Origin of the sequence: Luteimonas gilva, from assembly GCF_005239095.1 — a bacterium.
GTDB lineage: Bacteria > Pseudomonadota > Gammaproteobacteria > Xanthomonadales > Xanthomonadaceae > Luteimonas_C > Luteimonas_C gilva.
Genome location: NZ_SZUA01000001.1, coordinates 1,343,693 through 1,363,850 on the forward strand (window position 1 = coordinate 1,343,693; position 20,158 = coordinate 1,363,850).

General features: G+C 64.3%; 21 protein-coding genes. 11 read left to right on the top strand and 10 right to left on the bottom strand.

Annotation, left to right across the window (positions count from 1 at the left end; genetic code table 11):
• Nucleotides 1-21: 21 nt before the first annotated feature.
• Nucleotides 22-873, bottom strand: coding sequence for a TorF family putative porin (locus FCE95_RS06365; RefSeq protein WP_137266096.1), 852 nt, complete (start codon nucleotides 871-873; stop codon nucleotides 22-24).
• A gap of 177 nt (nucleotides 874-1,050) precedes the next feature.
• Nucleotides 1,051-1,929 carry a DoxX family protein gene (locus FCE95_RS06370; RefSeq protein ID WP_137266097.1) on the bottom strand — a complete coding sequence of 293 codons (879 nt, stop codon included), beginning with the start codon at nucleotides 1,927-1,929 and terminating at the stop codon, nucleotides 1,051-1,053.
• Nucleotides 1,930-2,127: 198 nt separating this feature from the next.
• On the opposite strand from FCE95_RS06370, the gene FCE95_RS06375 reads away from it, so the two are divergent.
• Complete coding sequence (locus FCE95_RS06375) at nucleotides 2,128-2,577, top strand: GFA family protein (RefSeq protein WP_137266098.1); 450 nt, start codon at nucleotides 2,128-2,130, stop codon at nucleotides 2,575-2,577.
• Here the strand turns inward: FCE95_RS06375 and FCE95_RS06380 are convergent.
• The 4 genes from FCE95_RS06380 to FCE95_RS06395 all read right to left on the bottom strand — a co-directional run bounded on the left by FCE95_RS06380 (nucleotide 2,561) and on the right by FCE95_RS06395 (nucleotide 6,840).
• A complete protein-coding gene (locus FCE95_RS06380) occupies nucleotides 2,561-3,388 on the bottom strand; it encodes a CPBP family intramembrane glutamic endopeptidase (RefSeq protein WP_137266099.1) in 828 nt (275 codons plus the stop codon). The genes FCE95_RS06375 and FCE95_RS06380 overlap by 17 nt on opposite strands.
• A 110-nt stretch (nucleotides 3,389-3,498) precedes the next feature.
• Nucleotides 3,499-4,929, bottom strand: a complete 1,431-nt coding sequence (locus FCE95_RS06385; protein WP_137266100.1) for an MATE family efflux transporter — start codon at nucleotides 4,927-4,929, stop codon at nucleotides 3,499-3,501.
• A 151-nt stretch (nucleotides 4,930-5,080) separates the two neighbouring features.
• Entirely contained in the window at nucleotides 5,081-5,596 is a 516-nt protein-coding gene (locus tag FCE95_RS06390) for a DUF1697 domain-containing protein (protein ID WP_137266101.1), read from the bottom strand.
• Between the two features lie 113 nt (nucleotides 5,597-5,709).
• Nucleotides 5,710-6,840, bottom strand: a complete 1,131-nt coding sequence (locus tag FCE95_RS06395; protein WP_137266102.1) for a DJ-1/PfpI family protein — start codon at nucleotides 6,838-6,840, stop codon at nucleotides 5,710-5,712.
• 146 nt (nucleotides 6,841-6,986) lie between these two features.
• Here FCE95_RS06395 and FCE95_RS06400 point away from each other — a divergent pair, with 146 nt between their 5' ends.
• The 6 genes from FCE95_RS06400 (at nucleotide 6,987) to FCE95_RS06425 (ending at nucleotide 11,446) form a co-directional block, all read left to right on the top strand.
• Complete coding sequence (locus FCE95_RS06400; RefSeq protein WP_137266103.1) at nucleotides 6,987-7,517, top strand: hypothetical protein; 531 nt, start codon at nucleotides 6,987-6,989, stop codon at nucleotides 7,515-7,517.
• Between the two features lie 9 nt (nucleotides 7,518-7,526).
• Nucleotides 7,527-8,039 carry an OmpA family protein gene (locus tag FCE95_RS17375; RefSeq protein WP_137266104.1) on the top strand — a complete coding sequence of 171 codons (513 nt, stop codon included), beginning with the start codon at nucleotides 7,527-7,529 and terminating at the stop codon, nucleotides 8,037-8,039.
• Nucleotides 8,040-8,045: 6 nt separating this feature from the next.
• Nucleotides 8,046-8,642: a hypothetical protein gene (locus FCE95_RS06410; protein WP_137266105.1), complete on the top strand. Its 597-nt coding sequence runs from the start codon at nucleotides 8,046-8,048 to the stop codon at nucleotides 8,640-8,642.
• A gap of 3 nt (nucleotides 8,643-8,645) precedes the next feature.
• On the top strand, nucleotides 8,646-10,229 hold the full coding sequence (locus tag FCE95_RS06415) for a hypothetical protein (protein WP_137266106.1): 1,584 nt from the start codon (nucleotides 8,646-8,648) through the stop codon (nucleotides 10,227-10,229).
• A gap of 159 nt (nucleotides 10,230-10,388) precedes the next feature.
• Nucleotides 10,389-10,844 carry an SRPBCC family protein gene (locus FCE95_RS06420; RefSeq protein ID WP_137266107.1) on the top strand — a complete coding sequence of 152 codons (456 nt, stop codon included), beginning with the start codon at nucleotides 10,389-10,391 and terminating at the stop codon, nucleotides 10,842-10,844.
• A gap of 182 nt (nucleotides 10,845-11,026) precedes the next feature.
• Nucleotides 11,027-11,446 (top strand): SRPBCC family protein, encoded by a 420-nt coding sequence (locus FCE95_RS06425; RefSeq protein WP_137266108.1) that lies wholly within the window; start codon nucleotides 11,027-11,029, stop codon nucleotides 11,444-11,446.
• A gap of 268 nt (nucleotides 11,447-11,714) precedes the next feature.
• Here the strand turns inward: FCE95_RS06425 and FCE95_RS06430 are convergent, their stop codons facing one another.
• Nucleotides 11,715-12,311: a hypothetical protein gene (locus tag FCE95_RS06430; RefSeq protein ID WP_137266109.1), complete on the bottom strand. Its 597-nt coding sequence runs from the start codon at nucleotides 12,309-12,311 to the stop codon at nucleotides 11,715-11,717.
• A 42-nt stretch (nucleotides 12,312-12,353) separates the two neighbouring features.
• Nucleotides 12,354-14,018 (bottom strand): urocanate hydratase, encoded by a 1,665-nt coding sequence (gene hutU, locus FCE95_RS06435; RefSeq protein ID WP_137266110.1) that lies wholly within the window; start codon nucleotides 14,016-14,018, stop codon nucleotides 12,354-12,356.
• A 341-nt stretch (nucleotides 14,019-14,359) separates the two neighbouring features.
• Here hutU and FCE95_RS06440 point away from each other — a divergent pair, with 341 nt between their 5' ends.
• Both FCE95_RS06440 and FCE95_RS06445 read left to right on the top strand, forming a co-directional pair.
• Nucleotides 14,360-15,865 (top strand): DNA-3-methyladenine glycosylase 2, encoded by a 1,506-nt coding sequence (locus tag FCE95_RS06440; RefSeq protein ID WP_137266111.1) that lies wholly within the window; start codon nucleotides 14,360-14,362, stop codon nucleotides 15,863-15,865.
• The gene (locus tag FCE95_RS06445) at nucleotides 15,816-16,367 is read left to right on the top strand and encodes a methylated-DNA--[protein]-cysteine S-methyltransferase (protein ID WP_137266112.1); all 552 of its coding nucleotides are present in this window, start codon (nucleotides 15,816-15,818) and stop codon (nucleotides 16,365-16,367) included. The genes FCE95_RS06440 and FCE95_RS06445 overlap by 50 nt, the downstream gene beginning before the upstream one ends.
• Nucleotides 16,368-16,524: 157 nt before the next feature.
• Here the strand turns inward: FCE95_RS06445 and FCE95_RS06450 are convergent, their stop codons facing one another.
• Nucleotides 16,525-17,085 carry a YybH family protein gene (locus FCE95_RS06450; RefSeq protein ID WP_223266798.1) on the bottom strand — a complete coding sequence of 187 codons (561 nt, stop codon included), beginning with the start codon at nucleotides 17,083-17,085 and terminating at the stop codon, nucleotides 16,525-16,527.
• 55 nt (nucleotides 17,086-17,140) lie between these two features.
• On the opposite strand from FCE95_RS06450, the gene FCE95_RS06455 reads away from it, so the two are divergent.
• A complete protein-coding gene (locus FCE95_RS06455) occupies nucleotides 17,141-18,403 on the top strand; it encodes an alkaline phosphatase family protein (RefSeq protein WP_137266113.1) in 1,263 nt (420 codons plus the stop codon).
• A gap of 34 nt (nucleotides 18,404-18,437) precedes the next feature.
• On the top strand, nucleotides 18,438-18,812 hold the full coding sequence (locus FCE95_RS06460) for an EF-hand domain-containing protein (protein WP_137266114.1): 375 nt from the start codon (nucleotides 18,438-18,440) through the stop codon (nucleotides 18,810-18,812).
• A 9-nt stretch (nucleotides 18,813-18,821) separates the two neighbouring features.
• Here FCE95_RS06460 and FCE95_RS06465 read toward each other — a convergent pair whose 3' ends face one another.
• Nucleotides 18,822-20,084 (bottom strand): formimidoylglutamate deiminase, encoded by a 1,263-nt coding sequence (locus tag FCE95_RS06465; RefSeq protein WP_137266115.1) that lies wholly within the window; start codon nucleotides 20,082-20,084, stop codon nucleotides 18,822-18,824.
• Nucleotides 20,085-20,158: the final 74 nt, after the last annotated feature.

The window sequence follows — 20,158 nt, forward strand, 5'->3', positions numbered from 1 at the left end:
TGCTCGACTCTACATTCGGCGCTAGAAGTTCTTCAGCAGCACCACCGCGAAATGGCTGCCCGCCACGCGGTAGCCGTTGAGCGTGTACAGATCCGGCTCGGCCGTGGTCCAGGTCTGCTCGAAGGAAACGGCGAAATCGCGCGGCAACGAACGGGTCAAGCCGATCTTGTAGGCGTTGTAGGCGTTGATGTCGTTCGGCACGCCGGTCTGCGGATTGCGCCCGCGCGGCTGCTTGCGCGCAGCGTGCGCAGCGGCGTACCACTTCTCGCCGAGCGCCGTGCCCGCGCCCACATCGAAATACCAAGAACCGCGCGAATCCGGCGTGCCGAACGAATCGCCGACGCTGTAGTTCAACTTCGCGCTCAAGCCGCGCCAACCGACGAAGCCCACCACTTCGTTCGTGTCCGGACGTTTCGTGCCGCTGGGATAGTGGCCCGGGAATTCGAGCCGCATCGCATAACCCTTCAGCGTCCAATCGCCGCGGATCCAGCGGTAGCCGGCGTAGGCATCCAACTCCAGCCGTCCGTTGCTGCCCGGATACACCTTCTCCACCCAATTGACCGTGGTCACGTCGAGACCGGCGTACCAGCCGCTGGAAGCGTAGTAGTTCACTTCCACCTGCGCCGACGGATTGCCCACGCTCTGCGATAGACCGCGGCCGACGTAATTGCTCATCAATGCGACGTAACCGCTTGGGCGGTCCAAATCCGAAGCCGCGCACGCTGCGGGCGCGCTCGCGACGATCAACAATGACGGCAGAACGCGCTGCACGACTCGATTCAGACGCAACCCTATTGATGCCATGTTCGCCCCCCGGCGACCGAGAACCGTATCCGAGCGCGGATCGGGCGCCGCCCGTCGCGAAAAAAGCATTATTTGGCACCCCCGAAACCGAATATAGGACCACTATGGCCGGGCCAATCGGGCCACTCTTGGAAAATATTGCGGTCCGCCCGTCGGTTCGCGGCCCGAGGCGATGCGCGGCCGCAACGGACAAGCGAAGCGCGCCCGGAGCCTGCCGGGCCCGCCCGGACGCGCTTCGCCCCCGCATTACGCCCGCAAGGGCCGCATCGTCCGCCACGGCACGCTGCGGTAGCCGTCGGCCACCGCCCAGGCGCCGCAGGCGATCGCGGTCGACATCAAGAAAGGCGTCCACGTGTCGTTCGACGGCGCCGCCATCAGACCGGGCAGCCAGACGAGCACGGTGATGACGCTCAGCATGGCCGACTCCAGCACGATGGCCAGGCGCGGCCATGTCCCGGACAGCATGCCCAAGCTGGCGCAAAAACTGGCTGCGCCGGTCAAATAGGCCCAGAAGTACGGGCCGGGAATCCAGGCCGGCACGAAACCAGCGGTTTCCTTCGCATAAGCGAAATGCGACAGGCCGATCATCGGCAACGACAAGGCGCACAGCAACCGCGCGCCGCATACGCCGCGCGCACCGGATAGCCAGCCCGCCTTGCCGAGCGCGGCATCGCCGGCCCGCATCGCGAAGAGGGTCCAGGCCCCGGCGACGATCACGCCGATTTCGCCCACGCCCAACCATGAGAACGGCGACAACGGCCGCACGAACGCTACCGGCAGCTTCAGCGCCGCCCACCACAGCAGCGCGAACGCGAACAACGCGGCGGCCGCGATATCGGTCGCGCGACGCACGAGCAGACCGATACCGGCCGCGAGTTCGATCGCGGCGCAGGCATACACCAACAGGGTCCGCAGCGGCATATCCTGAGGAATGGGCTGCCACACCGATGCGGAATCGCCGTAATACAAGCCGCGCAAACCGAGCGCGATCATGACGGCCGCCAACAAGGCATGACCCCAGCCGATGCGCGGGCCGTCGATCGCACCGGTGCCGATCGACAAACGCTCTGTCATCCAACCTAAAGGACCGGTCCGCATCGCCTGCGCATCGGCATTTCTGTTCATGGCGCTCCTCCCTATTGGTCGGAGTATGTGGAACGAAACGCACCGTTATGGGGACCAAATCTGAGAACATCGCGGAGAGCCACTTAACGGCGCGGTCACGCGCATCCGCCGACGATGCGGATGCATGCGGGACGAACCGACATCGTCGCGCCGGTCGAAACGGCATCCCGCCGCATCGCTCACGCAAAGGAGACCGGCATGATCCAAACCCGACACGGCAGCTGCCATTGCGGCGCGGTCCGTTTTTCTTGCGATATCGACCTGGCTCCCGCGGGCCAGCGCTCGCCCCCATTGCGCCCGGGCGACTGGTACGCCTCCACGCTACGCTGCAATTGCTCCTTCTGCCGCAAGACCCGCATGTGGAAGAACCACGTCCCCGCCGAAGCCTTCCGCCTGCTGCAAGGCGCGGACCATCTGAGCCATTACCGCTTCGGCGAAGGTTCCATCGACCACACGTTTTGCAAGCGCTGCGGCGTCTACGCCTTCGTCTCCGCCAGCGAACCGGCCATGGGCGGCGACTTCTATTGCGTCAACATCGCCTGCCTGGACGACGTGAGCGAAGAGGAGTACGCCGCCGCGCCGATCCGTTACGAAGACGGCGCGCACGACGATTGGGGCCATCCGCCGGCGATCATCGGTTACTTGTGAATTGCGACCACTTTCTCGTTCGCGATCGATGCCAAGCCAACACCGCAAAGGCCACGGCCAAGTTCAACGCCGCCATGCTCGACCAGATCGCCGGGCCCGCAGCTTGCGCCCGCTCCGGGTCGGCGAAGGAAGAAACGAACAAGGAACCCGCCGATGTACGCAACGCGGCATCCTGCACGAGGTTGTTGCCGATGTGGAAAGCCGCGACTAAGGCCAAGCTGCGCGTAGCGAGCATCAGGCATCCGTACAGCACGCTGGCCGTGCCGATCACCGTCAAACCCGCCAACCAAGGCACGCCGCCCGCCACATGGGCGAGCACGAAGATCGCCGTAGGCAACAGTACGGCGGCGGCCGCACCGTAGCCTTCGTGCAACCTACGCATACCGTAACTGCGATATCCGACCTCTTCGGCGATGCCGATGGCCAAAGTCGCCGCGGTACCCATGGCGAAAGTCGCCGCCGTCAACTGCGGGTTCGGCGTCAGCCGGTAAGGCGCCCAAAACCAAACGACCGCGGCCCACCCTGTGGCCAGCGCTACGCCGCCCAAGAGACCCAGCGCCGCTCGGCGCAATGCGGGCGCGTCCGGCGAAACGCCGTAGTCGCGCCAACGCTCGCCGTGCCCTTTCAGGTGCCAAGCCGTAACCGCCAGCACGCCGACCGCGACGAAGAGGCATTTGACCAACCACCCCAGGGCCGGCGACGCATCGCGTCCCGTCGCGATGGCCGCCAGCACCGTGCCGCCATAGGCGCAGAAAGTCACCAGCGCGAAATAACGCGCGATCGCCCAGGGACGCCGAACGCCATCCTTCATGAGGACCACCTCCTTCGGATTGCGGACAACCTAACGCTCGCTGGCCGCGCGAGCGCATGCCGATGGTCATCGTATGCGCGCCGACGCAACCTGGTCGATCCTATCGACGCCTAAACCTGCGCCGTCTTCCACTTTCCGCGACTGAACAACCACAGAGTGAACAACCCCACCGACGTCTCGGACACGAACACCGCCCAGAACACGCCCGTGTGCTGCCAGCCAAGCGAAATCGCCAACGCGTACGACAGCGGAATCTGGATCAACCAGAAGAACACCAGATTGATCTTAGTCGGCGTCACCGTGTCGCCGGCGCCGTTGAAGGCCTGCACCGCGACCATCCACCAGCCGTAGACGAAATAGGAATACGACAGGATCCGCAGCCATTCGCCGCCGATGCCGATCACTTTTTGATCGTCGGTGAATAGCCCGATCAGCTCGTGGTGGAAGAAGAAAAAAAGCACCGACACGAGCAAGGTGAAGGCCATGTTGTACCAGCCGATGTGCCACACCGAAGCTTCGGCGCGCTCCGGCTGCCCGGCGCCCAGGTTCTGCCCGACCAGGGTCGCGGCCGCGTTGGACATGCCCCAGGCCGGCATCAGCGTGAACATCATGATGCGCAGCGCGATCGTCGCGCCCGCCACCGCCTCGCTGCCCAGACTGGACAGGATCCGCATCACGAAAATCCACGAGGTCATACCGATGATCATCTGGCCGACGCCGCCCAGCGACGTGCGCACGATGTTCCACAGAATCGCGCTCTGCACGACCAGCTGCGAAGGCGCGATGCGGATGTGCTGGCCGCGCCGGAAAATCGACCACAATTGGTACAGCACGCCCGTGCCGCGGCCGATGACGGTGGCGATGGCCGCGCCTTCGATGCCCAATTCCGGGAACGGGCCGATGCCGAAGATCAGCAGCGGGCACAAAATAATGTTCAGGCCGTTGGCTAGCCACAGCACGCGCATCGCGATCGCCGCATCGCCGGCGCCGCGGAAGATCGCATTGATCACGAACAGCAGCATGATCACCGCGTTGGCGCCGAGCATCCATTGCATGTAGCGGTAGCCGTGCTCCAGCGTCCAGGCATCCGCGCCCATCAGCCGCAGCAGATCCTTGGCGAAGAAGATGCCGGCCAAGGCGAACGGCACCGAGATCAGCAGCGCCAGGAAGATGGCCTGCACCGCGGTCGATGCGGCCTCCTCGCGCTTGCCTTCGCCGATGCGCCGCGCGACCACCGCCGTCGTCGCCATCGCCAGGCCCATGCCGATCGCGTACAGCAGGAACAACAGACTCTCGGTCAGTCCCACCGTCGCCACCGCGGACGGGCCGAGCTTGGCGACGAAGAAGATGTCCACCACCGCGAAGGTGGATTCCAGCACCAGCTCGAGCACCATCGGCACGGCGAGCAGCAGCACCGCGCGGCGCATGGGGATTTTGGTGTAGTCCGCGTTCGTGCCGCGGAGGGCGTCGCGCAGCGCAGTCCAGGTGGAGTCCGCGGGCGCTACCGCCACGGTGTCTGTGGGTTGAGGTCCGGAGGTCATGGTCGCGATCCCAGTGTTTGAAGGAGTGTAACGGCCGAGCGTGCTCCACGCCGGTCGCTCTATCTGAGACGAAGCAGGATCGGCCGAATCGACACGAATCCGAGACGATCTGCATCTTTTTCGCTCGATCCAAACGAGCAGGTCGGCCGCCCTACTCCGCCGACATCCCGATGAGCTTCATCACGGTATTGAGATTGCGCCCCGTGCCGGTCTTCGCGGCCGGCAGCTTGAGCTTGGAATCGCCCATGCCCTCGCCGTAAGCGATATAGATCTCGCGGCGGCCCAGCGCGATGCGCTCGTCGGTCTGGTGGCTCGCGTGCTTCAGCGCATCCGCCGGCGGCGGCGCATCCAGGAAGACGACCACCAAGCGATTTCCGGCCGCATCCTGGAACGGATTTCCTGCCGCTACGGCCGCCAATTCTTCGTGCGTGCGTATCGCCACACCGACCGGCTTGCCGGCGTATTCCGCCAACGCCTTTTCCAAGGCCGATTTCGCCTTATCGGCGCTGCCTTTGCTGCGGAAAACGACATTGCCGCTGGCGATGTAGGTGCGCACATCGCGGAAACCCGCGGCTTCGCACATCTCGCGCAGATCGGCCATCGGCAATTTGCCGGTGCCGCCGACGTTCACGGCGCGGAGCAGGCCCACATAGGTCGTCGTCGCCATGCGCGCCCTCATTGATTCGACGGATGGGCAAGTATCCACCCGTAGCCCGGGTAAGCGAAGCGCACCCGGGATCGAGTCGCGACGTCACCCCGGGTGCGCTGCGCTTACCCGGGCTACGGCGCCCAGGGATATTCCAGCGTCAACGCCACATAGCGCGCGGTGCGCGGATCGAATTCGGTCGCGATCCGCGCCAGCACGTATTGCGGCGTCGCTCCGGGACGTTCTGGCGGCAGCGCCAGCGGATGCGCCGATGCGGACGCGTCGCCCACGCGCCCGGGCAGCACGACCAGTCCGCGCTTCGTGCGGACTTCCGGCCGGGCCGCGACCGACACCACCGACACGCGCTCGGTGCGGGAATAAGCGTCGGCGGTGATGCCCAGCGCGATCTCGTCGGCGCCTTCGACCGGCAACTCCCTTTCTTCTCGGCCCCAGAACTGGAGTTTGTTGCGCAGGAAGGTCCAACGGTGCGCATTGTTCAGACGGAACGCGGCGGAGGTGTGGCGCGCGTCCCAATATTCGATGCCCAGTTCGTTCGCGGTTTTCGCCGCGGCGTCGTGTCCGCCGATCGCCTCGACCAAGGCGAGCATCAGCGGCAACGAGGAGGTGATGCCGGTCGCGGTGGTGACGTCGCCGTCGGTCACGTAGCGGCGGTCCTGCACCCAGCGCATGCTCGGGTGGCGGGACTCGAGTTCTTCGACGGTGCTCCAATGGCTGGTCGCGCTGCGGCCGTCCAGCAAACCCGCGGCGCCCAGGGTCAGCGAGCCGTTGCAGACGGAAACGATCTTCGCCCCGGCCTGCCGCTGCGACAACAGCCAGGCGATGACGGCGTGGTCGTCGTACGGATCCATCGCCGGCACCACGACGATGTCGGCGCCGCGCGGATAGCGGCGCGCGAATTCGTCGAAGCTCGCATCCGGCATCGCGCGCAAGTCGCTCGGGTACAAGCTCAGCGGCGCTTTCTTTTCGGCGACGACCACCACGTCCGCCACGTCGGCTTGGCGCAGCACGCCGTAAGGATTCAGCAAGTCGGCGATTTCGGTGCCCGCGTTCTGGGCGAGGATGGCGATCACCGGCCGCGCCGCCGTCTTCGGCCGCAGCGCTTCGATGGCGCGGGCACGCTCGGTTGCCTCGATGGGCGCGGCCGTCGCGCGCGGCGTGGTGTCGGGCGCGCGGGACAGGAAGATCGCCGCGCTCGCGGTCGCCACGATCAATACGAGCAGAGCCAGGGTCGCCGCTTTTTTCATGCGGCGGAGTCTAAGGGGTATTGCGACTAGACGGCGTTAGTTCGGCGGCATGGCGTCGTGCGGCATGGCGTGTGACGCGAGTCACGCGCTGGCCGCTGCGCTGCAGCGGCTGCGTCCTTAACGCAACATCTCCGCGAGCCACGCGCTTGGACACCGAACAACTGAAGCAGATCAGCCTGCGGCTGGCCCACCTTTCCACCCTGCTCGAAGACCAGGCCCACAACGCGGCGCGCAAGATCGCCGCCAGCTCCGAAGCCCTGCTCCGCGGCGTCGAATACCAGGCGCAGTCGACGATGGCCCAGGCCGCCGAACGCGCCGTGGCGCCTTGCGCCGATCAACTCCAGCGCGGCGCCGAATCGGCCCGATGGGCCGCCGACGCCCTGCGCGAACAACGCCGCGTCCTCAGCGGCGCCCAGCAGAGCCTGGTCTACCTGGGCCTGGCCAGCCTGGGCATCGGCTGTCTGCTGGCTTTGGCCGCGACGGTGTACCGGGTCAAGACGGCCCGGGAGGAGGTGGCGCGCTACCGGGTCGAGGCGTCGCTGCTTAGGGCGGTTAACCAGGCCGATATTCAGGTCTGCGGTGGGCGGCTGTGCGCGAATGTGGGAGATCAGGGGAAAAGGAAGAAGTACCGGATCGTGGAGTCGAGATCTGGCACGGCAAATACAGGAGCCAAATGAGGAAATCAAATGAAATGCACCGCTTTCGCTGTTTTTTTGATTTTGATCGCAACTTACGCGCACGCTGCCAAGCGAGTGATGGATGAAGATGGCCGATGCGCACCCTATCAGCCAGCGGCCTATATCCCAGAATCCAAGGACGGAGAACCTGTCATCGTCCTAGACATAGGAGCATGGCCGCCGGGAATGACTTTTCGCTTCGATCAAGTCGACTTGACGCCCTACACCAAACGAACCCTAGATGAAGCTGTAAAGAGTCTTAACGAGTACCCCGATCTCCGCGTAGAGGTATCAGGCCATACGGATTCGATAGGCACGCGCCGCTATAACCAAGACCTATCCGTTCGACGGGCAGCCGTGGCTTATAAGTACCTAATCGATCACGGTATCAAACCATCCAGGCTCACCTGGGCTGGCTATGGCGAAACTCGCTTTATTGCCCCGAACACGACCGAGGACGGCAAGGATTATCCCGACGGCAGATGCAGAAATCGCCGCATTGAGTTGAATGTACTTAATTAGAACCCTATGAGAAATCAAAATATCGCCGATCGCCTCATGCTGGCTTTATTTCTAACCCTCTTATCGTCCTGCAAAACAGTTGAATACGCCCCTGAAAGCCGAACGAATCAATCAAAAATACTTACTGCCTTTCTTGCGTTGGCCGAGACTAATTTCACCCCCGCAGGCATAACCCTAGAAGAAGCCGCATCGGCACTGGGGAAAACAATCGAACCGTCGATGGGCGACAGCACTGGTTACGGCTTTGGGGGCGAGCTCACGAAGGATTGGAACTATGGCGTGGGGCTGGAGAAGGACAGCATCATCGGGCCGAGATTCGAGCTTAGCTTCACCGCAAAAACGCCTGGCGCTTACATGCCGATGTCCGACATCTGTCAAATGGACTTTGATGACTTCGCCTCAAAACTGGAGGGGATCGGATTTCAACACAGCAGACACTATGGTCAACACGGAGCTCTAGGGTGGGACAGCTTCACAGACACTAGGCCGCAAAGCCGAGGCCTGATCATCGACGTGTATACGCGTGGAGAGACTGAGGAATCTCCCGACAAGGCGGGTCACCTTTGCGTGCAATCGGCCGTTGCCATTGAAGAAGGAAAATAATAAGTGGCCAGCCTCAGCAAAGAGTCAATCGAGCTCATCAATCGATTCGGCAGACAACCTGGAGTTGAACCCGAGCAAGCAGCGGCGCTAGAAACCATCATATGCAGCTCGGACGTCTTGGCAAGACTGTTGAATTTAGCCGTATCGATCGGCTGCATAAAGCACATATCTTTACTCCCTCAAGGAGCCCATGCGGGCGGACAATATGTCTCGTCCGATGACTCCATTCGTATCGAACTGGGAGCGCTGAAGCGCCCCTATGACGCAATTTTTCTTCTTGGTCATGAAATACAGCACAGCTTGAACAAATCGTCTCTTGAGGAGGCAATCGAACGCTTCCGGATATCTGTCAGCTCTATCTCGAGAAGCACACTCCCCGTTCACGACTATACAGAGGCGATAGACGGGCTAATTTCGGCGCACCGCTATGACGAAGCCAAAGCCGAGATTGCCGGCTGGAACGCCTTAGTGGCTAGCGTACGAGAGAAAAATCCGTCTGCAGAACTAAGTGATGTTTATGTGGCGGCGCCATATCGAGCTGCAGATTTTGTCGATTTCTCCGGCGAGCATCCAAGAAACTATTCCTATACCCCAAAATCCAACATCACTTTAAATACTGACCTCAGCCTTGAGGCTACGAAACCTAACATCGAGGCTATGGGGAAAAATTTCTTTGACGCCCCAGAGCTCGCAAAGATAGGTGATCTCGGAAAATCGAACTACGCGACATATTACGGCGTCGAGGCCCTAGAGTTTTGTATTGCGCAAGAACGCGCAAACGCAAAACTTTTCGGCGAAAAGCCAAAAATGAGGGTCGACCTTGACAGGCTCGGGCTCAGCGAAAAACTGTTGGAGGAAGAAGGACTAAATCTTGGAAGAAGCAAGGTTCCGCAACCTTACTACGATACGGATTTAAGTCCCGCCGGTTTACGCTACTTCGACCATACCCAGGGCGGACGTTACGATCACCAATATGTCCCCCAGGCGGCTCATTTGCCTGACGCTGACCCGCAGGCAAGTCTTATCGATCGCTTCATAGATGCTCTGGAGCGCGACGATAAAGTCGCGTTGAGCCTTGCCAGGGCGATGTATATCAATTCAGAGGATGGGCAACAGCTGATCCAAGATTCGATGGCGCATGCGCAAGAACGGAAGGCCGAGGCGGCAGCCTATATACGCTTTCGCGACCTTAGTGCGAACCCCGACGGCCCCAGCCTCGGCACCCTCACCGGCCGCCGCGATCCGCGCGATTGGGACCACCCCGACCATGCGCTCTACTCCGCAATCAGGCGCGAGCTGCCGCCGCAGGTTTCGGACGAGGCCGCCGCGCACGTGATGCTGCAGGCGAAGCAGGCGGGTATCGTGGAGCCGCGCGATCTGGACGGCGTCGAGGTCCGCAACGATCGCGCTTTCGTCGCGGGCAAGCATTTGCAGGCCGCGCATGCGGATCTGTCGCAAGATCCGCCGCCGATGCGGGAGATCGTTCGCCAGTCGGAGTTGCTGGACCAGCAAATGGCCCAGGATCGCGCTCAGTGGCTGGCCCAGCAGCAGGAGCTGGCCCGCAGCGGTCCGTCGATCAGCCGTTGACGGCTGTTCCCATAGCGTGAGCGCTCCGTCGGGCCGGCATTAGGGCGCGATACGCCGCCTGAACCGGCGATTCGGGCGATCGCGACGGACCATGTCGATTTCGGGCCGCCTCGCTCGTCGCGGTAATGAGGGCTACTCCTCCACTCTAGGAAAATCGACATGACTTCGAACGCCAATACCGTCCGTCTCCACCGCGTCCTGGCCGCTCCGCCGGAGCGCGTCTACAAGGCTTTCCTCGACGCCGCGGCGCTGTCCAAGTGGCTGCCGCCGAACGGCTTCACCTGTACCGTGCACGAAATCGACGCGAAGGTCGGCGGCAAGTACCGGATGAGCTTCACCAACTTCTCCACCGGCAACGGCCACAGCTTCGGCGGCAAGTATCTGGAATTGGTGCCGAACGAGAAGATCGTCCACACCGACGCCTTCGAAGACGCGAACCTGCCGGGCGAGATGATCACCACCATTGTCCTGAAGAAGGTGTTCTGCGGCACCGAAGTGAACATTACCCAGGAAAACCTGCCGAGCGGGATTCCGGTCGAAGGCTGCTATCTGGGTTGGCAGGATTCGTTGAATCTGCTCAATATGCTCGTGACGCCGGAAATTCCGGATAATTGAGCCGAACTTTTATCGACTCACCGTAGCCTGAGCGCAGCGCACCCGGGTTGCCGCGGCACCGTGGCCCGGGTGCGCTGCGCTTACCCGGGCTACGCTTGCTTTGTCGATCCCGCACCGCGCCGTTCGTCGTCTGCATAAGGCGCCGAAACGGGCCGTCCTCCCATCACCGATAAGGAATTCCCATGAAGATCACCGTCGAAACCCTTGCCCGCACCGATCTGAAGACCGCTTGGTCCGTCTACAACACGCCGGACGACATCACCCAATGGAATTCGCCATCGCCGGACTGGCACTCGCCGCGCAGCCAAGTCGACCTGCGGGAAGGCGGCGCGTTCAATACGCGCATGGAGGCGAAGGACGGCAGCATGGGCTTCGACTTCGAAGGCACGTTCACGCGCGTCGTGCCGCAGAAGCTGGTCGAATACCGCATGGGCGATGGCCGCGAAGTCGCGGTGAGCTTCGACCAGGTGCCGGACGGCGTAAACGTCCGCGTGGTTTTCGACGCCGAATCCGAGAACCCCCCCGAATACCAGCAGCAGGGTTGGCAGGCGATCCTCGACAGCTACGCGCGTTATGCGGAAGCCAAGGCCGGCGCGCGATAGTCGCGCCGGGCCATCGCGCGCCGAAGGGCTTTTGCGAACAGGCACCGGCCGCAGGGCGCGAACCTCAGCCCACTGCGGGGTGCGCGGCGGAATTCGTTACGCGGGCACCGCCGCAACCCAATCCTTGCAGCGCGCTGGTTAACGAAAAGTAGGCTGGATTGGCGCTATCAACCCAGCATTCCAGATTACGATTCGCTGGGTTGGTGAAGCTAACCCAGCCTACGGCCCTTGATTTTGTTTCCGTTACTTGACGTCGTAAGTAGAAATCTCAATCCGCCATCAACGCAGTCCGCACATCCGCCGGCAACTTGATGTAATCCGCCAGCTCCACCGCATGCTCGTTGAATAGCGCGCAGGCTTTCTCCAGCGGCACGCCGGCGCCGGCGGTGACGTCTTTCATGTCCTGTTCGATGGTCTTGGCGAAGGCGGGACGCAGCATGTCCAGCATGTCGTCGGGCTTGCCGCCGGTCTTGGCGTAGATCGCCTGGGCGCGGGCCAGTTCGGCGCGGTTGTTGGACTGGAAACGGTTGGCGAAGGATGCGATGTCCGTGCCGCGTTCGCGGCAATAGGCGACGCGGGCTTCGGTGTTGATGTAGTAGAAGCCGTAGAACATCTGCGCCGCGCGCAGGTTCTTCTGGTCCGTATCGGACGTCTTGCTCAGCATGTCGCGAGCCCGCTCTTCGCCGAGTTTCTTCATCGCATCGGTCAGCGGCATGTCCGGATACTTCTTGGCCGCCTCCTCCTGCATGTCGTCTATCTTCTGGGTGGCGTAGTACTCCATCCCTTTCTTGCCCAAACGATCGACGCCGACGTAAGCCGCCAGCGCGACCACGATGATCAGAACCGCAACCCAAACCCTATTCATGGAGCCCCCTCCCCTTCGTTGTAAGGCCGCGGCTGCGGCGCTTTATGCCATGGGCAACTTCAGCCCTTGTTCCTGCGCGCACTGCTGCGCGATCTCGTAACCCGCATCCGCATGCCGCATCACGCCCGTGCCCGGATCGTTCCACAGCACGCGCGCGATGCGTTTGTCCGCCGCTTCGGTGCCGTCGCAGACGATCACCACGCCGGAATGCTGCGAATAGCCCATGCCCACACCGCCGCCGTGGTGCAGCGACACCCAGGTCGCGCCGCCGGCCACGTTCAACATCGCATTCAACAACGGCCAATCGGACACCGCATCCGAACCATCGCGCATCGCTTCGGTCTCGCGGTTCGGCGAAGCCACGCTGCCGCTGTCCAAATGGTCGCGGCCGATCACCACCGGCGCCTTCAACTCGCCCTTTCGCACCATTTCGTTGAACGCCAGGCCCAGCTTGTGGCGCTGGCCCAGCCCGACCCAGCAGATGCGCGCCGGCAGGCCCTGGAAACTGATGCGCTCGCGCGCCATATCCAGCCAACGGTGCAGATGCTTGTCGTCGGGGATCAGCTCCTTCACCTTCGCGTCGGTCTTGTAGATGTCTTCCGGATCGCCGCTCAGCGCGACCCAGCGGAACGGGCCGACGCCGCGGCAGAACAGCGGACGCACGTAGGCCGGCACGAAACCGGGGAAATCGAACGCGTTAGCGCAGCCTTCGTCCTTGGCCATCTGGCGGATGTTGTTGCCGTAGTCGAACGTGGGCACGCCCATCTTCTGGAACGCGAGCATCGCCTCGACGTGCACGCGCATCGACTTCTTGGCCGCATCGCGCACATGCTCCGGATGCAGCTTCTGCTCCGCCAACCACTGCTCCACCGTCCAGCCGAGCGGCAGGTAGCCGTGCACCGGGTCGTGCGCGCTGGTCTGGTCGGTGACCGCGTCCGGACGCACGCCGCGCTCGACGAGCTGCGGAAGGATCTCGGCCGCATTGCCGAGCAGCGCGATCGATTTCGCCTGGCCGGCCTTCGTGTATTTCTCGATGCGGGCGAGCGCGTCGTCCAGGTCGCTCGCCTGCTCGTCCACGTAACGCGTGCGCAGGCGCATGTCGATGCGCGACTGCTGGCATTCGATGTTCAAGCTGCAAGCGCCGGCCAGCGACGCGGCCAGCGGCTGCGCGCCGCCCATGCCGCCCAGGCCCGCGGTGAGGATCCACTTGCCGGTGAGATCGCCGCCGTAATGCTGGCGCCCCATTTCGACGAAGGTTTCGTACGTGCCCTGCACGATGCCTTGGCTGCCGATGTAGATCCAACTGCCGGCCGTCATCTGGCCGTACATCATCAGGCCTTTCTTATCGAGTTCGTTGAAATGCTCCCACGTGGACCAATGCGGCACCAGGTTGGAATTGGCGAGCAGCACGCGCGGCGCATCCGCATGCGTGGGGAAGATGCCGACCGGCTTGCCGGATTGCACCAGCAGGGTTTCGTCGTCGCCCAGTTCCTTCAGCGACTTCAGGATCGCATCGAAGCATTCCCAATCGCGCGCCGCGCGGCCGATGCCGCCGTAGACCACGAGTTCCGCCGGGTTCTCGGCCACGTCCGGGTCCAGGTTGTTCTGGATCATGCGGAACGGCGCTTCGGTCAGCCAGCTCTTGCAGCTGAGTTCGCTGCCGCGCGGGGCGCGGATGGTGCGGGACGGGTCTTTGCGGGTGGACATGCCGGTCTGGGTCCGTGGTGCGGGGAAGCGGCGATTATCGCCTAGGGCCCGCGGGGCTGCTCAGCCTCTCCCTTTTATTTACGGGAGGGCGAAAGGCGCGAAGCGCCAGGGAGAAGGTTCGGCTTTTCGCGCGATGCCCCAAAAAGAGCACAGTCGCTATTCCCGCCTGCGCGGGAATGACAGCCTAGGTTGCAGAGAGGTTTGACGCGATCCGTTAGCGTGCGCGCCCTCACCCAGCCCTCTCCCGCACGCGGGAGAGGGCTTTGAGCTGTGCAAGCGGCCAAAAATGGCCCTGTCCGAAAACGGCGAGTTCCGCCGCGCGGACGGCCTAGAATGGCCCCATGCACGGTATGCCCTCCCCCGAAATCTGCGACCGCGCGCGGATCGCCCACGATCCGCGATTCGACGGTCTGTTCTTCATCGCGGTACGCAGCACCGGCATCTATTGCCGGCCGGTGTGCCCGGCCCCGACCGCGAAACGCAAGAACGTCGTGTTCATGCCGACCGCGGCGGCGGCGGTCGCGGCCGGTTATCGGCCGTGCCTACGCTGCCGTCCGGAACTGTCGCCGGAGGCTTATGCGCGGATCGGCGAAGAAACGGTGCAGCGCGCGCTGGAACTGATCGCCGAAGGCGCGCTGCAGGACGGGTCGGTGGAAGACCTGGCGCAGCGCGTCGGCGTCAGCAGCCGCCAATTGCGGCGCTTGTTCCTGGCGCGCACCGGGGCGACGCCGATCGTCGTCCACAGCACGCGCCGGATGCTGCTGGCGAAGCAGCTGCTCACCGAAACCTCGCTGCCGGTGACGCAGATCGCGCTCGCGTCCGGCTTCAACAGTTTGCGCCGCTTCAATGCGGCGTTCCTGGAAGGCTGCGGCATGGCGCCGACGGCGATCCGCCGCCAGAACGCGAACGCGCCGGCCGGCGCGTTGACGTTGCGTTTCGGCTATCGGCCGCCGTTCGATTTCCCGCTGATGCTCGCCTTCCTGGCCAAGCGCGCGATCCCCGGCATCGAGCGCGTCAGCGCCGACAGCTACGAACGCGTGGTCGGCTCGCCGGACGCGCCGACCTTGATCCACGTCAGCGCGGATCCGAAGCGTCCCGAAGTGCTGTTGCGGATCGAAGGGCCGGACCCGCGCGCGATTCCGGACATCGTCCGCCGCGTGCGCCGCGTGTTCGACTTGGATGCGGACCTGCGCGCCGTGCATGCGGTGCTGCGCGCCGAGCCGCAGCTGGCGCAGGCGATCAAGAAGCGTCCGGGCCTGCGCGTGCCGGGCGGCTGGGACGGTTTCGAACTCGCGGTGCGCGCCGTGCTGGGCCAGCAGGTGAGCGTGGCCGGCGCGACGACGTTGGCGCGGCGCTTGGTGGAAGCGTACGGCGAGCCGTGCAAGGGCGCGCCGGCGGGACTGGATCGCGTATTCCCCGCGCCGGAGCGCTTGGTGGGCGCGCCGCTGGAGTTGCTGGGCCTGCCGAAGACGCGCGCGGCGACGTTGCGTTCGCTGGCGCGCGCGGTGGCGGAAGGCCGCATCGATTTCGGCGCCGGGCAGAAGCTGGACGATTTCATCGAACGCTTCACCGCATTGCCGGGCATCGGTCCGTGGACGGCGCAATACGTGGCGATGCGCGCGTTGAGCCAGCCGGATGCGTTCCCGGCCGGCGACCTGGTGCTGCAACAAGTGCTGGGCGGCGCGACCACCGGCGACGGTTCGCGCCTGAGCGAACGCGCCACCGCGGCGCGCGCGGAAAACTGGCGCCCCTGGCGCGCCTATGCGGTGTTGCAGTTATGGCACCTGGCCGGCGACCATGCGGTGGAGCGGTCGGAACGAAGGAAGCGCGAACGTGTGGTTCGATGAATTCAAGACGCCGATCGGCCGATTGGTCGTAGCCGCGGACGAAGGCGGCCTGCGCCACATCCTGTTCGAGCGCAACCGCCATCCGGTGCCCGGCGGCCGCAGCGCTTGGTTGCGCTCGCCCCCGCGCGTGGCGCATGCGCGCAAGCAGCTGGAAGAATATTTCGAAGGCGAGCGCCGCGATTTCGAATTGCCGCTGGCGCCGATGGGCACGCCGTTCCAGGTGATGGTGTGGAATACGTTGGCGGAAATCCCGTACGGCACGACTTGGAGCTACGGCCAGCTCGCGAAACTGATCGGCGAACCGGAATCGGCGCGCGCGGTGGGCGCTGCGAACGGGCGCAATCCGATTCCGATCATCCTGCCCTGCCATCGCGTGATCGGCGCGAACGGCGCCCTGACGGGTTTCGGCGGCGGGTTGGACGTGAAAGAGAAATTGCTGCGTTTGGAAGGCGCGTTGAAGTTGCCCGAGACCAAGCCGGTGACCGGCGATTTGTTCGGCTGAGGCTCTTGCCCTCTTCCCTCCGCGGGAGAGGGAAAGGCGCGCAGCGCCAGGGAGAGGGTTCGGCTTTTCGCAGGCATCTTCAAGCAAAGCACTCGCTTCGCTCACCCCTCTCCTGCCCTTCGGGCATCCTCCCCCCGCGAGGGGGGAGGAAGAAGCTTCAGCCCTTCGGGCAAGTTGCTAACCGGCCTTTTTTGAAAGCCTCAACCTGCGCATCCGTCGCAGGCTGCGGCTGCACGCCATCGTCGAACAACACGCGCCAAACGCCGTCGGCGTCCTTGTGCCACATCGACTGGAACCCACCGATGGAGTAACGCTGCTTCGCGCCCGGCGCCAGGCTTTCGTACAGCGCCGGCCCGCTGGAATAGGCGATGTCGCCTTCGCCGCCGATCGCGACCATCGCCGGATACCAGGACAGCTTCATCCGCTTGCCTTCGACGATGCCGGCCCAGCTGCGCGCTATCTCATCGCGTCCGCGCTGCGGCTGCGGACTTTTGGCGCCGAATACCGCGCCGGGATGCAGATGCGCGGCGAACGCGGCCGCATCGTGGTCGGCGACCGATTGCGCGAAGCTCAGCTCGCGCGCCCACACTTCGCATTCGGCCGCGCTCAATCGGGGCGCCGGCGGTTCTGGGACGACCGCCCAGGCAGCGGCCATCGGCAGCGCCGCGGACAATGCGGCCAGAGCGGAAAGGAACAGGTGTCGCCTCGCTGCCGTCATGAAAATCCCCTCCGCCTCTGACATGCTTGGCCCAGGCTAAACGATCCGGAAACGCATGCACCTGCCGTTCGTCATCCTCCGCGCCTTGCTGATTTGCTCTTTGCTGGCCGGTTGCGCCGGCTCCGGAACCCGCTCCGGACCGCCCGAACCGCGCACCGTGCTGTTGATATCGATTGACGCTTTCCGCGCCGATTACCTCGACCGCGGATTGACCCCGAACTTGTCGCGGATCGCGCGGCAAGGCGTGCGCGCCGAGTGGATGAATCCGTCCTACCCGTCGCTGACGTTCCCCAACCACTACACCATCGTCACGGGTTTGCGGCCGGACCATCACGGCGTGATCCACAACGCGATGTGGGACGCGGCATTGGGCGGCTTCAAGACCGCCGATCGCGATGCGGTCGGCGACGGAAGATGGTGGGGCGGCGAACCGGTCTGGGTCGGTGCGGAAAAAGCCGGCTTGCGCACCGCGACGATGTTCTGGCCGGGCAGCGAAGCGGCCATCGACGGCGTGCGTCCCACGTATTGGAAGAAATTCGACGAGAAGTTCAGTTACGAAGCGCGCGTCGACCAAGTAATGGCCTGGTTGGATGCGCCCGCGACGCAGCGTCCGCGTTTGGCGACGTTGTACTTCGAGAAAGTGGACAAGGCCGGCCACGATTTCGGTCCGGATTCGGCGCAGGTGCGCGATGCGATAGCGCAAGCGGATGCCGCCGTCGGGCGCTTGTTGCAGGCTTTGGATGCGCGCGGACGATTGCGCAGCACCGATGTGATCGTCGTGTCCGATCACGGCATGGCCACGGTCGGCCCGGGGCACGCGATCGCCACCGACGAGATGGTGTCCGCCGCCGACGCCAACGTGGTGTCGGACGGGCAATCCGTCGGTTTCGCGCCCAAGCCGGGGCGCGAGCGCAGCGCCGAGGCGCGTTTGCTGGGCGCGCATCCGCATTACGACTGCTGGCGCAAGGGCGAATTGCCGGCGCGCTGGCAATATGGGACGAACCCGCGGATCCCGGCCATCGTCTGCCAGATGCGCGAAGGCTGGGATGCGATATCGCGGAAAAAACTGAACGATCGTCCTAAGGATGCGGTTCGCGGTTCGCACGGCTACGATCCGGCGCTGCCGTCGATGCGCGCCTTGTTCATCGCGCGCGGGCCTTCGTTCCGCAGCGGCGCGACGCTGCCGCCTTTCGACAACGTCGACGTCTATCCGCTACTGACGCGGCTGCTGGGCATTCCCGCCGCGCCCAACGACGGCGATCCGCAGCGCTTGCTGCCGGCGCTGCGCGCGCCGCTGGCCGGAGGACAGGCGCGCTGACGTTGGTACAGGGCATCCCCCGAGGAGCAAGCCCATGCGTACCCTTTCGACCCTCGCCATCGCCCTGGCCGCCGCCGCTTTCTGCGCCTCCGCGGCCGCGCAAACCACAGCGGCCCCGGCCGCCAAGCCCGCCGCCGAACGCAAGGATCCGCGCGATCTGGACGGCGACCATCGCGCCAGCTGGGACGAATACCGCAAAGCGATGTCCGACAACTTCACGCGCTTGGACAAGAACGGCGACGGCGTGCTGGAAAGCGCCGAACTGCCGCAGCAACCGCCGCCGAAAGCCGGCCAGAAGCTGGCCCGCGCGCAATTCGAAAGCGGCTTGCGCGCCAGCTTCGATCATTTGGACAAGAACAAGGACGGCTTCCTGGCGGGCGATGAGTTTCCGGAACCCGGGAAGAAATAAAACGTAGCATCAATCGCCCATCAAGACGCGCATCGTGCGGCGATAGTTCGACGCGATGCGTTCGGCATCGACATGCCGTCCGCTTTCGACCACGGCGCGGCCGGCGACTTCGACCCGGTCGACGAGATTGCGGTTGCCGCTGAAGATCCAGCGATCGATCACGTCGTCCGCGGCGGCGCCCGCCAATTGCGGCGCGCGGTCGTCCAGCGTCACCGCATCCTCGTCCGCCGGAGCGAAGCCGGTGGCGTCCGCCGCGCTGGACACGGCATCGCGCAGCAAAGTCTCGCCGACGCTGGGCGAGCCTTCGCGCACGGCAATGTTGCGATGGCGGGTGTTCAGGCGCTGACCGTATTCCAGCCAGCGCAGTTCTTCCACCGGGGATACCGAGATGTGCGAATCCGAGCCGACGCCCCAGGCGCCGTTCGCGTTCAAGTACTCGCGCAGCGGGAACAAACCGTCGCCGAGATTGGCTTCGGTGGTCGGACAGATCGCCACCGTCGCGCCGCTGCGGGCGATGCCGCGGATTTCGGCCGGAGTCAGGTGGGTCGCGTGCACCAGCGTCCAACGCCGATCCACCGGCGCATTCGCCAACAGCCATTCCACCGGACGCGCGCCGCGGATCGCGGCGCAATCCTGCACTTCGCCGATCTGTTCGGCGATGTGGATGTGGACGCGGGCCTCTTCGGGCAGCGCCGCCAGCGTTTCCCGCATCGCTTCGGGCGGCACCGCGCGCAAGCTGTGCAAGGCGCAGCCGATCCGCAACGTCTCGTCTTCTTCCTCCCGCAACGACTCGAACAAGCGCAGATAGGCCTCCACGCTGTGGCCGAAACGGCGCTGCCGTTCGCCGAGCGCGCGTCCGTCGAAACCGCCGGTCATGTAGAGCACCGGCAACAGCGTCATGCGGATGCCGGTGCTGCGCGCCGCGGCGATCAAGGCGCGCGACATCGCCGCCGAATCCGCGTAAGGCCGGCCGTCGGGCGCGTGATGCAGATAGTGGAATTCGCAAACGGTGGTGTAGCCGGATTCCAGCATCTCGACGTACAACTGCTCGGCCACGGCCTGCAGCGATTCGGGATCGAACCGCGCGGCCATGCGGTACATGGTTTCGCGCCAAGTCCAGAACGAATCCTCGGGGTTCGTTTGGCGTTCGGCCATCCCGGCCATCGCGCGTTGAAAAGCGTGCGAATGCAGATTGGCGATGCCCGGCAAGATCCAACCCGCCGACCCGCGTTGCTGCCAGCCTTCCGTCGTCCAGGTCATGCCTTCGTTCATGGCCTATTCTCGCCGAAATATCGCCCGAAAAGCCGTCGTGACCGGCGTTCGCAGCGCGCGGCGGCGCGTTGAGG